An 11,991-nucleotide genomic window follows, 5' to 3' on the forward strand; every position below is an offset into this window, starting at 1 on the left:
TGCAAGGCGCATTTCGCGACCGCTCCCGGAGACCCGCTCTAGTGGACCAGCCCTCGATCCGCCTCTTCTCGTACGGCACGCTGCAGCAGGAGAACGTGCAGCGCGAGACCTTCGGCCGCCTTCTGAACGGCCAGGCCGACGCCCTGCCAGGTTTCAAGAAGACCATGCTGCGGATCACCGATCCGGCGGTGCTGGCGGCTAGCGGCGAGGCGTTCCACCCGATCGTCACACCCAGCGACGATCCCGCCGACGCCATCGACGGCATGGTGTTCGACATCACGCCGCGGGAGCTGGCGGCCGCCGACGACTACGAGGTCTCCGACTACAAGCGCATCGCCGTGGTCCTGGCCTCGGGCCTGGCCGCCTTTGTTTACGTGAAGGCCTAGAGCACGCCGCCTGGACGGCGCGCTCGTCAGCACGAACCACAGGCCACCGCTCAGGGTCATCGCCACGAGCGTCAGATCGTCAGTGCCGCGCCGGCCGTGGACGGCCTTCAGACGCCCCTACGGCTTGATAGGCGCGACCATCAGGTAGATCGGGTTGCCGATCAGCAGCAGACGCCCCGTGGCGTCCCGCACATTGACCCGCACCCAACCGGGGCGCGCACCCATCTTGATCGAGAACCCGCCCGTCGGCGAGATCACCGCGGGCGTCCGTACGCCGTCCTGGACGATCTCCAGTCCTGCGGGATCGACGCCTGCGAGCGATACGGCGAGGGCCACCGTCTCGCCCGGCTTGACCGGCAGCACGCCGCCCATGACCGCGCTGAGATCGCCGGCGGTGGCTGAGACGTCCAGCATCCGGTCGCGGGTTCCGTCCAGGTCGATGAACACGCGACCGGCCTTCAGCCCCGCCAGAATGGCTTCCGTCGAGAGCCCTTCCGCACGGACCACCGTCGCGGGACGGCCAACGGCGGAAGGCTTGTCGTGCGGGATGCCGGCGTCATGGTTGTCGCTGCCGCCGATGGCGGTAATCCGGCGCCCCTGGTTCAGCTGGGCCTCCCAGAAGGGCACGCCCGAGAGGACGCCCTCGAAACCGCCCAGCGCCTTCTCGTTGCCGCCGTTGGCGACCTCGACGGCCTGAACGGCGCCGTAGTCGGTGTCCTTGGCGGTCCAGCCGCAGCCCATGCAAATCTCGCCCGACGGCACGGCTGGGTGGTTGATCGAGAAGACGCCGCCGGCCGCCTTAACCGCCGCCTGTAGGCCGCGGATCGTCGGGACCGTCTTGGAGCCCAGGCGGAAGTCGATGAAGGCCGCCGGGCCGAAGACATTGGCGTGACCCTGGAAGGTGGTGATCTCGCGGCCGGTCATCAGCAGCAGACCAGGAAAGGCGGGCTGCAGTTCGCTCAGCGCCTCCGCCTGACTGGTGGTGTTGTGGTCGGTGACGGCGATGAAGTCGAGGCCGGCGGCCTGGGCGGCCAGAACGGTGCGATAGACCGGACATGGCGCGCGCGGCGCGTCACCGGTCGTGCAGCCGCCATCACTGTGGGCGGTGTGCATGTGCAGATCCCCGCGATACCAGCCCGGCGTTGTCGCCCTGGGCAAGGTCGCCGGCAGCGGCGCGGGCGTGTGCTGAAACCAGATCTTGGCCTCGAAGGTCGCCTTGGAGTTAGGCCGGGCGTTGGGCACGCCCAGCAGCAGGGTCCACGTCCCCGCCGGCAGAGGCCCTGGCAGGTAGCTGGCCGTCGCCGCCTCGACCCCGACGAAGAACGCCTTCTTGTTGCCGCCGCTCCAGCCTCGGAAACGGACCGGATCAAGCAGGCCTAGATCCACCACCGTCTTGTTCTCGCGGCCGGTGTAGTCGAACGCCACCGAAACGCGCGTGACGCCCGCCGGCACGTCGAACGTAACCGGCTTGTAGGTCTGATGGTCGGCGCCGGTGATCTCGCCGGTCAGGACGAGGTCGGGCTTGCCAGCCTCCTGGGCGATGGCCGGCGAGGCCAGAAGCAGCAGAACGAGGGCTAGCCAGCGGATCATCGGAAGCTCCAACGAAAAGAAGGGCGGCCGTGTTCGCGGCCGCCCCAGTTCAGGGGATCAGGAAAAAGCGGCCACTAGAACTTGTAGAGAAGCGCCGCCTTGAAGGCGCGACCGAACTCCGGCCGGCCGATGCCGTAGAGGGCGCCGGCCTCGCCGCTGATGATCTGGCCGGCGCGGGGGTTGCCCTCGGTCAGGCCGATCTCGTTGGTCAGGTTCGTTCCGTAGACATAGGCCGACAGTTGGTCGGTCACGTTGAAGCGGACCGTGGCCCCGACCAGGGTATAGGCCGGCAGCTTCAGGGTGTTGGCGGCGTCCGAATAGCGGTCGCCGTAGCGCTCGATGCTGCTCTCGACCCGCAGGCGGCCGTCCAGCAGGTTGACGCCCGGCGTCAGGCGGAAGGCCGTCTTGGGCACGCGGATCAGCTGCTTGCCCGTGAAGTCGCGGGTGCGCGTGGCGGCGCCGGCCGGCGGCTTGACCTGGCAGGTCGGGTCCGAGGCGCCGACCGTGCAGCTTTCCTCGAACTTGTAGTCGCCAAATTCCGGGTTCTGGACCGTGGCGCTGAAGCCCAGGTCGAACCAGGAGACCGGACGCAGCGTGCCTTCCAGTTCCAGGCCCAGCGTCTTGGTGTCGGTAATGCTGGTCTGGCTGACATAGGCGCCGGTGGTCGGGTTGAACACCAGGCTGCCGAAGCTCAGCGCATCATAGGCCGTGTGGAACACGGTGGCGTAGAGATCGAGCTTGCCGGTGGTCAGCTTGTAGCCGGCCTCGGCCAGGTCCATCGTCTGGATGAACGGCGAAGTGTTGCTAGCGTTGGTGATGTAGTCGCCCAGCGACGGCAGGCGGAACGCCGAGGTGTAGCGGGCGAAGACGCCCATGTGCTGGCTGATCCGGTAGTCCGCGCCGACGGTCCAGCCGCTGTGCTCGAACTTCTTGTCCAGGCGGTCATAGACGCCCGAGCCGGCCAGCACGGTGTCGTCGGCCGGGGTCGGCGATTGACCGAGGTTGATCGTGGCGGTGCGCTCGCTGCGGCCGGTGAACTCGGTCCGCTCCCAGCGCACGCCCGCGTCGATGCGCAAGGACGGCGTCACCTGCCACTCGTCGGTCAGGTAGAGGGCGGTGGTGTTGGACTTGCCATCGCCATTGGCGAATTCCGCGCCATAGCGGCTGATACCGTTCTCGGTCAGGCTGGACAGGATCTTGCCCGTGCCGTCGACCGCGACCAGGTCCAGGCGGCGGGCGTTATCGCGCACGTCCAGCAGGGCGTTGGCCGAGTAGCGGTTGAAGGCCTCTTCCACGTGGGCCTGATAGAAGCCGACCGCGATGTCGTGGGTCTGGCCGCCGATCTCGAACTTGTGCATCAGGCGAGCGTCGTTGATCAGCTCGTCCAGCGGCACCGAGACGTAGCGCAGCGAGCCGTCCAGCACGAGGCCGTTGCCGTTCTGGCCAGCGCCGTTGATGTCGAACACCTGGCTGGGATTGGTCGTGTAGCGCAGCTGCACGTCCGTCGCGCCCGGCGTGGCGGCCAGCAGGGCCGCGCGATATTGGGCGATGCGGTCCTTGCCCAGCACCGGGGTGTTGGGGAACAGGCCGATGCGCTTGGATTCCGAGGTGCGGTAACGCAGCGTGTCGGTGAAATGCCAGCCGTCGGCGATCTCATATTTGAACTCGGCGGTGGCCTGGGTCAGCTTCACCTCGGTGCCGCGCGACAGGTCCCAGTCGAACGGGCCCTTGGGGCCGCGCAGGGTCAGCTTCTCGGTCTCCGGACCAGCCAGAGTGCCGGTCAGCGGGTCGAAGCCGGGGGCGGCGCTGGGCTTGCCGTTGGCGTCGAACTTCAGCGGCACGCCGGCGAACAGGATGACGTTGTCGTCCAGGTGCTTGATGTTGAAGTCGAAGCTGCCGCGCTCGAAGTCACGGCCGATCGAGGCGCGGACCTGGTAGCCCTTGTTGGCGGTGAAGCCGGGGTCGCGGATGCCGTCGTCCTCGCGCCAGAAGCCGCCGACGCCCATCCGCCAGTCGCCGATCGGGCCGCCGTAATAGGCGTCGACGCGCTTGAGGCCGTAGTCGCTGCCCTGGACCTTCAGGATGCCTTCCTTCACGTCGCCCTTGCGGGTGATGAAGTTCACCGTGCCGCCCGGAGCGTAGGAGGCGAAGATCGAGGACGGGCCGCCCCGCACCACTTCGATGCGATCGATGGTCTCGTCCAGGCGGAACGACTGGTCGGCGTTCAGATAGCCCAGGCCGCCGTCGTGCTGCACCGGCGCGCCGTCCTCCTGCAGGGCGATGGCCGAGAAGCCTTCCTGCGGGATGCCGCGAGCGCGGATATTGGCGCTGGCCTCACCGCCCGAGGCCTCGACCCAGAAGCCGGGCACCGACTTCAGCGCGTCGGCCACGCCCATCGGCGAGCGCAGGCGCAGGGCTTCTTCGTTCATGGTAGTGACGGCGTAGCTGGTGGCCAGGCGCGTACGGGCGTCCGAACCGGCGCGCGAGGTGACGATCAGCTCCTCGACCGTCGACGTGTCAGTCGCGGCCGAGCCGGCGGCCAAAGGGCCTGAACCGCGCTGGCGCAGGGTGATGGTCTGGGCGGTGGCCGAGGCGATCTCCAGATCGCTGCCGTCGATCAGCTTGCGGACCGCGTCCTCACGGCCGAACGCGCCTTGCAGGCCCGCTGTGCGGTGCTTGGCGGCCACGTCATAGGGGAACAGGATCTGTACGCCGGCCTGGCGCGAGAAGGCGGTCAGGGCCTGGGCGGTGTCGCCGGCCGGGATGTTGAACTCCACCCGCGCGGCCGACTGGGCCTGAGCCATGGCCGGCGCGACCAGCGCCGTGGTGGCCAGAAGCAGACAAGCGCCGATGCGCGGCGCCCAAGACTTTTGCATCGTATTTCGCCCCGTTTGTCGTCGCCGGAAATCGGCGTCTCGCTCGGCAAGATGAAAGGGACGGGAAAAACCTCTATCGAGATTTGAGAAGAATTCGTGACGATCCATCGGCGATGATCCGTAGACCGAAGGTCGTACGAAGCGCTTCGAGGAAGCTTTCGGAATTGTCGGTCAGGAATCGGCCACCCAAGCGCAGACCGCCGACCTTGGGATCGTCTATGATCAACTTGCGGGTGAGATAGCGATTATACTCCTCTACCGCTTCAGCCAGGCGCTGACCTTCGAAAACGATTTCACCTCGTCTCCAGGCCTGGACAGCCTGCACCTCCGCCTCGGGCGCGGGAACGGTGACGACGCCGGTCGCGGTGATGGCCAGGGCCTGGCGAGCGTCGGTGGCGGTCTCGACGGCGGCCTGGGCCTCGCCGGCGGTGGTCTTGATCGCTGCGCGGCCGGCCAGGACGATCAGGTCCAGACCCGCCGGGCGCAGGCGGGCGTTGAACTGGCCCGAGGCCAGCCGCGCCAGGCCTTGCTGGGTGAACAGCTCGAACGGCCGCAAGGCGTCCTGGGCGATGGTCAGGGCCACCTCCCCGCGCTCCAGCCAGAGTCGGCGATGCTGTCGATCGAAGCGCCACAGCACCTCGGTGTCGGTGTTCAGCTCGACCGAACTGCCGTCGGGCAAGGCCAGGGTGCGGCGCTCGCCGACGCCGGTGACGGTGCGGGCGCGTAAGAGTTGGTCGCGACCCAGATAGGTCGCCCCGGCCAGGCCGGCGGCCAGAGCCGCGCCGCCGCCGATCCAGGCGCGACGGGTCATGCTCAGCCTTGGGGCCGACCGCCGGCGGGGCTCGGCGTCGCGCAGGGCGTCCAGCTTGCTCCAGGCGGAGGCCACTTCGGCGAACGCGGCGGCGCGGCGCGGATCGGCGTCGCGCCAGGCCTCGAACTCGACGGGGTCGGCGCGGCCGGCGTCCAGACGCGTCAGCCATTCCGAAGCCTGGGCGATCAGCGCGTTTCTGTCTTGATCGCCCGTTTGCGCCATATGCTCGCGTTACTCCTAATCCTACGCCCTTCGCTCGCCGCCAGGGACTTGGTCAAGAGCGTCAGCCCCTTGGCCAGATGCTTCTCAACCGTAGAGATGGACAAACCCAGCCGAACCGCTATCTGGCCGGGCGAAAGTCCCTCCATTTTTCGCAGGGTGACCACGCGCCGGCACTGTTCGGGCAGGCGATCGACCGCGTCGAGCACCCGCAGGAGCTCCTCGCGGGCGCTGGCGACCTCGTGCGCATCGGGCGCGGGGTCCGGCAGGGCTTCCATCTCCAGCACCCCGATCTGGCGAATGCCCACCACCTTGGCCCGGCGGAACCGCTCGAAGGCCAGGTTGCGGATGATGGTCAGGACGAAGCGCTCGGGCGTCTCCAGCCGACGCCAGTCAGGCACGCCCAGGATCTTGGCGTAGGCCTCCTGCACCAGGTCCTCGGCGTCGGCGGGATCGCTAGTCAGCTTGCGGGCATAGGCGCGGTAGGTCGGGGCGTGCGGCAGCACGGCCTCGGCGAACCACTTGTCTATGTCCCGTAGCCAGGCCATCGCGCTGCGCATCCCGTCGACAAGGATCGCCGACTCCTCGAAGCGCTGGACTAGCGACACGAGATGTCAGTTTGGCGACGGTCGCCTGCCTTCGAGAACCGCCCTGCCCGCTCAGCGCTGGGCCGGCGCGGCCTTGCGGGTCGCCAGATAGTCCAGCAGCGCCGCCGGCTCGTCGGTCTGGAAGATCGAGATGCCCTCGGAAATCTGCCGCCCCCACACCCGGTCCGGCGCGCGCAACGCGTCGATGTCGCCGCCATAGCCGACCACGCCGATCACGCCGACCGAGGTCAGGGTGTTGCTCCACACCCGCAGGCCCGCCTTGGCCGCCGCCGCGCGGACCGTGGCGAAATCCTCGGGCCGCAGGAAGCTCATCTCGACCGCCGAGACCTTGCGCACGCCCGAGGCCTGGCGAGCGACGATGGCGGCCAGATCGACCGCCTCGCCCGGCTTGGCGGGCTTCAGCTTCGGCATGAACAGCACGTCGCGATAGGGCGCCTGGTCGGCCATCGGCGGCGAGGCCTGGACGGCGTCGGCCTTGATCAGCATCTGGTCGGTCAGGCCCGCCTTGACGACGGCGGCGGCGACCTCGGCGTCGATCGGGTCCTTGATGTCCAGGTTCAGCATCATGCGCCCCTTGGCGCGGGCCATGTACTCGTCCAGCGTCGACGGCGCCTCGTCGGTCAGCATCGGGGACATCGAACCGCCGAAGGCCTGGCGCAGCCGCAGGCGCTTGATCTCCGCCAGGGTCATGTCGGCCACCCTACCCGTTCCGTCCGTGGTCCGGTCGACGGTCTCGTCGTGCATGATCACCAGCACACCGTCCTTGGTGCGGCGCACGTCGGTCTCGACCATGTCGACGCCCAGGGCCACGCAGCGCTCCAGCCCCTGCAGCGAGTTCTCCGGCGTCGGGTCGTAGAGACCCCGCGAGGGCGCCGGGCTATGGCAGCCGCGATGGGCGACCACGAAAATCCCGCCGCTCGGATGGGACAGCTTGCGCAAGGCCTCGGCCGGGGTCGCGCGGGCGCCGCTGGCCAGGGACCAGGCCGAAAGAACCATCGTCAGGACACTGACGAGCCGAGGCGTGCCGTTACGCATGAGAGCCATCTCCGTGGCGTCGATATCGGGAAAGGAAGGTGCGGAGCGGCGCCAAGGGGATGAGCGGCCGCTCCGCCAGCGCGCGCGACCAGGGCCGCGCGCCTGCAGGGGACTAGAAGCGCGGCGTGAACCGCACGCCCAGCCAGAAGACGGTGGGCACCGAATAGGTGTCCTTCAGCAGGTTCTTGTCCGGCCCGTACAGACTGGTCAGGCGCGTGTGGGTCAGGTTGCTGGCCTGGCCGTAGACCGTCAGGCCCGGGCGCACCTCGTAGCTGGCCTGGACGTCCACCTGGTCTCGCGGGGCCCAGTAGAGGTCCTGCCAGGCGATGTCCGGCGTGATCGACCGCAGCGCCTTGCCCTGGTGGTTGTAGGCGGCGCGCACCTCGAAGCCCTTGCGGCTGTAGAAGATGGTGGCGTTGCGGGTCTCGTCCGGCTGGCCGGTCAGACGGTCCAGGGTGCGGGCGACGCCGTTGCCGCGCAGCACCCTCAGCTCGCCGTCCAGCTGGCTCCAGTTGCCGCTGACGCCGACGTCCTTCAGCCAGGGGTGCACCCACTCCAGCGAGTTGACGATGACATTGGCCTCGACGCCGCGGATCGTGGCCTTGGACGCGTTGACCGGCCGGGTGACCACCGCGTTGACATAGGTCACGCCGTCATAGGCAAAGCCCTGCGACGAGGCGTTGAAGATTTCGTCCTTGATGTCCTTGTTGAACACCGCCAGCGAGACGAGGCCGCCGTAACGGGTGGACAGGCGCCAGTCGACGGCCAGATCGAGATTGGTCGACAGGCGCGGCTTGATGTCGGGATTGCCGACCGTGACCGTCACGCCCGTGGCGTTCGGGTTCCCCTTGTCGCTGACCTGCACGAAGTTGATCGAGGTGCGGGCCGCGTAGCTGTCGTAGCTGGGTCGGCCGATCGTCTGGCTGGCCCCGAAGCGGACGTCGACCGTCGGGGTGATGTCGTACGTCACCAGGGCCGACGGCAGCAGGAAGTCGTAGGACGACTTGGTCGGCAGCTTGGTCCAGACGTTGACCACCCGGGCGCGGCCGGTCGTGTCCTGCCTGGTCGAGTCCTCGTGCAGACCGAACTGGGCCTTCAGCTTGTCGCTGGCGTAGGCGACGACGCCATAGGCGCCGATCGTCCGCTCGCGGTGCTCGAAATTGTCCTGGTTGCTGAAGCCGCTCTGGTCGGTGACGTTCAGCGTACCGGCCGCGCGGGCGGCCTCCCATTGAGCGGCGGCCTTGGCCTGGTCGATGGTCAGCAGATTGAGGCCGTTCGAATAGCGCAGCGGCGCGCCGCCCGGTCCGGCGGCATTGGCCAGGATGATCGGCGCGGCGTTGGTGTTGGGCGCGTACTCGACCCGGTAGACGTTATATTCCGGCGTATCTTGCGTGTAGCTGGCGCCGGCCGCGAAGCCCCAGCCGCGCGCCTCGCCGCCCATGTTCTTCCGCCAGTCGACCCGGCCGCTGTAGATGTTGTCGCTGGCCGAGCGCTTGTAGTCGGGGCGGTAGTAGAAACCCTTGTAGGCTGACAGGTCATAGAACGCCGCCGGGTTCATGTCGAAACGCTGATTGAACTGGCTGGTGTCGTAGGTGAAGGCGTAGGCGGCGCTGGGAACCACGCTGGCCCCGGCGCTCGTGCCCGGCGCGCCGTAGCTGACCCCGGCGATGTATTTGATCATCGTGATCGGCTCGCGATAGGTCGCCCGCGACAGCGAGCCCCGCGCGCTCAGCACTTGGTCGTCGGCGATCTTCCAGTCCAGGCCGGCCTGGACCAGCTGGGTGTTGGTGATGATGTTGGCATGCTCGAAGCCCACCTCGACATCGCCCTTGGCGTACTGGCCGCTGGTGGCGGTCTGGTTCAGCACCGTCCCGCGCTGGTTGGCGTCCATCAGGAGCTCGTTGCGCTCCATGGTGTCCTGGAAGCGGTAGAGGCCGCCGGTGATGAAGCCGTAGACCGCATCGCTGAAATTGGCCTCGCCCTTCAGGGTCAGGCCGTAGCGGGCGCGGCGGTCCTGGACGTACCAGTACTTGTCCTGTTGGGGCACGGCGTAGCCGTTGCCCAGGTTCTCGCCCGTCTGCAGCACGCCGGCGGCGTTGTAGAAACCCGCATGCACCGTGTCGGTGGTCATGTGGGTTTCGGTGAAGGTGTCCAGCTTCTGGTAGTTGGCCGAGGCCGTCAGGCCGTAGCGGCCGTCCGGACCGAAGGTGAAGCTGCCGGTGGTCTGGACGCGGCCGCCGATCGGGGCCTGCTCGCGCGGCTGGCCCTGGTCGTTGGCGCCGCCGCCGGCGACCTCGAAGGTGAAGAACGGCTTGCCGCCACTGGCGAAGGCGCTGCGGGTGCGCAGGTCGATCGCCCCGCCCACGGCGTTGGGGTCGAGGTCGGCGGTGAAGGTCTTGGTGACCGCCATCTCGCTGATCATCGACGAGGGTAGGATGTCCAGACGCACGCCCCGACCGATCGAGCCGAGGTTGCCGTTCGGCGTGCCCGGCGAGGCGATCGGCGAGCCGTCGATGGTGACGTTGTTGTAGGCTGGACCCAGGCCCCGGATCACGGGCGTGGCCGCCTCGTCGCGCGGGTGCTCGTTGTCGGTGGCCGGCAGGACCGACAGGCCCGGCACACGGCGCAGGGCCTCGACGATGGTGAGGTCCGGCAAGGCCTGGACCTCGTTGGAGCTGACGACGTCGACGATGCCGGCCGCCTTCAGCTTGCTGTCGATCGCCTTGACGTTGGCGCGACGGATGCCGGTGACGACGATCGCATCGACCTCGGCCCCCGACTCGGTTTGCGCTTGCCGCGCCACGGCCGGCGCGGCGGTGGCGAGCAGCGCGCAAAGCGCGACGCCGTGAACGAGATGCTTCTTCATGGCCCGACCCCAGGTTTCTTTCGCGCCAGCGGCGCCGTCGGGAAGCGGATTAGGGTCGGCGGACGACACATTTATTTATTTCTTTGGAAATAAATAAGCTCACCAAGCCCGCCCCGGCCGCCCGATCTCATGGATGGGCAGCAGGGCCGCGCCGATCGAGACGGCGCTGCTGCCAAGGGTCGAGGCGGTGACTGGCGCGCGAGGCAGATGCGGCGGCTCGCCGGGCTTGGTGAAGGCCACGGCGGCGACCTCCAGGCGGCGGCTCAGCCCCTCCAGGATCCCGGTCGGCAACGAGCCTGAGACCACGATGGCGCCAGGGTCCATCCAGGCGACGCCGCTATTGACCACCAGCTCCAGCTGGGCGGCCGCGCGATCCATCCAGGCCTCGATGACCTCGGCGTGGGAGACCAGGTGATCCTCGATCTGCAACAGCGACTGGATATCGGCCCCCGCCTCGCGCAGTCGCGCCAGCAGGTCGATGCCCGACGGGCGCGGCCGGTCGGTCGGATAGAGCCGGCCGATGTCGCCGGCGTTGCCGTACTCGCCACGGAACATCTCCCGCCCCGCGATGACCCCGCCGCCCACGCCGTGGCCGACGAACAGCACCAGGGCCGAGTCACAAGCCCGGATCAGGCCGCCCGTATAGTATTCCGCCAGAGCAGCGGCGCTGGCGTTGTTCTCCAGCCAGATCGGCAGTCCCAGGCGCTCGGACAGGAAATCGCCGAGATCGACCTCGCGCCAGCCGGCCAGCCATTGCACGGTCCACCACCGCTCGGGGCTTTCGGCGACCAGCGGGCCGGGCACCCCGACACCCAGGCCCAGGAAGCGCGAGCGCATCAGGTTGTGGGTCATGGTCAGGCCGCGCAGACGGCGCTCGACCGCCTCGACGAAGGTGGCCGGATCGTCGCTCTCGAAGGGCTCGACGTCGCGGGCGATCACTTCGCCGGCGAAGTTGACCAGGGCCAGTTCCAGCCATCCGGGGTGCACCGTCGCCCCGACGGCGTAGCCAGCGCGGTCGGACACTGTCAGCGGCACGGTCGGTCGCCCCCGCGCGGACCGCTCGCTCTGATCCTGTTCCTCAAGGACGCCCAGCGTGACCAACTCGCGGCTCAGCCGGGTCAGGGCGCCGTTGTGGATTTCCAGCGCGCGCGCCAGCTCGGTGCGGGCCGCCGGCCCGCCGGTGCGCAGACGCCAGACGATACGCTTCTGGTCTTCGGACAGGTGGATGGCGGGGGATGGCCGCATGGACGGTTCCGGCGAAACGAGTGGATACGCCGGTCGCTGATATTTCTTTTGTGTGAAATATTAAACGCGGACGTCGCGGCGCTGCATTGGCGCGATCATGACGACAAAGCCGACGCCGCCGATCGCCGTGACGACGCCGAGCATCACGAGCGTCGCCGGATCCCCTGCCCTGAACCCGTCCAGGGCGAAGCCGACGGCGCCGCCGAACACCGCGGCCGACAGCTTCAGGGTCGCGGTCAGGAGAGCGAAGGCAGCCAGGTCGGTGCGCTCGCCGGTCAGGCGGGCGTGATCGCGGATCGCCGCGCTCATGCCGCGCCAGAACAGGGTCATCACCCCCCCCCACCCCCCCCCCTGG

Annotated in this window: 9 protein-coding genes; 1 reads left to right on the plus strand and 8 read right to left on the minus strand. The window is 68.4% G+C overall.

Annotated elements, in window-relative coordinates:
* Positions 1-41: 41 nt before the first annotated feature.
* Complete coding sequence (locus AC07YH_RS19835; RefSeq protein WP_494748681.1) at positions 42-386, plus strand: gamma-glutamylcyclotransferase family protein; 345 nt, start codon at positions 42-44, stop codon at positions 384-386.
* A 117-nt stretch (positions 387-503) separates the two neighbouring features.
* Here AC07YH_RS19835 and AC07YH_RS19840 read toward each other — a convergent pair whose 3' ends face one another.
* From AC07YH_RS19840 to AC07YH_RS19875, 8 genes are all read right to left on the minus strand, one after another.
* Positions 504-1,976 (minus strand): CehA/McbA family metallohydrolase, encoded by a 1,473-nt coding sequence (locus tag AC07YH_RS19840; RefSeq protein WP_494748682.1) that lies wholly within the window; start codon positions 1,974-1,976, stop codon positions 504-506.
* Positions 1,977-2,050: 74 nt separating this feature from the next.
* The gene (locus AC07YH_RS19845) at positions 2,051-4,852 is read right to left on the minus strand and encodes a TonB-dependent receptor (protein WP_494748683.1); all 2,802 of its coding nucleotides are present in this window, start codon (positions 4,850-4,852) and stop codon (positions 2,051-2,053) included.
* A 73-nt stretch (positions 4,853-4,925) separates the two neighbouring features.
* A complete protein-coding gene (locus AC07YH_RS19850; protein ID WP_494748684.1) occupies positions 4,926-5,885 on the minus strand; it encodes a FecR family protein in 960 nt (319 codons plus the stop codon).
* Positions 5,849-6,490, minus strand: coding sequence for an RNA polymerase sigma factor (locus tag AC07YH_RS19855; RefSeq protein ID WP_494748685.1), 642 nt, complete (start codon positions 6,488-6,490; stop codon positions 5,849-5,851). Before AC07YH_RS19855 ends, AC07YH_RS19850 begins: the two co-directional genes overlap by 37 nt.
* A gap of 51 nt (positions 6,491-6,541) precedes the next feature.
* A complete protein-coding gene (locus AC07YH_RS19860; protein ID WP_494748686.1) occupies positions 6,542-7,525 on the minus strand; it encodes a glycerophosphodiester phosphodiesterase family protein in 984 nt (327 codons plus the stop codon).
* A 112-nt stretch (positions 7,526-7,637) separates the two neighbouring features.
* Entirely contained in the window at positions 7,638-10,391 is a 2,754-nt protein-coding gene (locus AC07YH_RS19865) for a TonB-dependent receptor (protein WP_494748687.1), read from the minus strand.
* 99 nt (positions 10,392-10,490) lie between these two features.
* On the minus strand, positions 10,491-11,636 hold the full coding sequence (locus tag AC07YH_RS19870) for an ROK family protein (protein WP_494748688.1): 1,146 nt from the start codon (positions 11,634-11,636) through the stop codon (positions 10,491-10,493).
* Positions 11,637-11,696: 60 nt separating this feature from the next.
* Positions 11,697-11,991 (minus strand): hypothetical protein (locus AC07YH_RS19875; protein ID WP_494748689.1); only part of this gene is annotated, 295 nt, incomplete at its 5' end.

Source organism: Caulobacter sp. GW456-12-1-14-TSB4 (assembly GCF_059424195.1).

Excerpts from the sequence above, each read along its gene's own strand:
- AC07YH_RS19870 (WP_494748688.1), bottom strand. The coding sequence starts at position 11,636 with ATGCGGCCATCCCCCGCCATCCACCTGTCCGAAGACCAGAAGCGTATC.
- AC07YH_RS19845 (WP_494748683.1), bottom strand. The coding sequence starts at position 4,852 with ATGCAAAAGTCTTGGGCGCCGCGCATCGGCGCTTGTCTGCTTCTGGCC.
- AC07YH_RS19850 (WP_494748684.1), bottom strand. The coding sequence starts at position 5,885 with ATGGCGCAAACGGGCGATCAAGACAGAAACGCGCTGATCGCCCAGGCT.
- AC07YH_RS19865 (WP_494748687.1), bottom strand. The coding sequence starts at position 10,391 with ATGAAGAAGCATCTCGTTCACGGCGTCGCGCTTTGCGCGCTGCTCGCC.
- AC07YH_RS19840 (WP_494748682.1), bottom strand. The coding sequence starts at position 1,976 with ATGATCCGCTGGCTAGCCCTCGTTCTGCTGCTTCTGGCCTCGCCGGCC.
- AC07YH_RS19860 (WP_494748686.1), bottom strand. The coding sequence starts at position 7,525 with ATGCGTAACGGCACGCCTCGGCTCGTCAGTGTCCTGACGATGGTTCTT.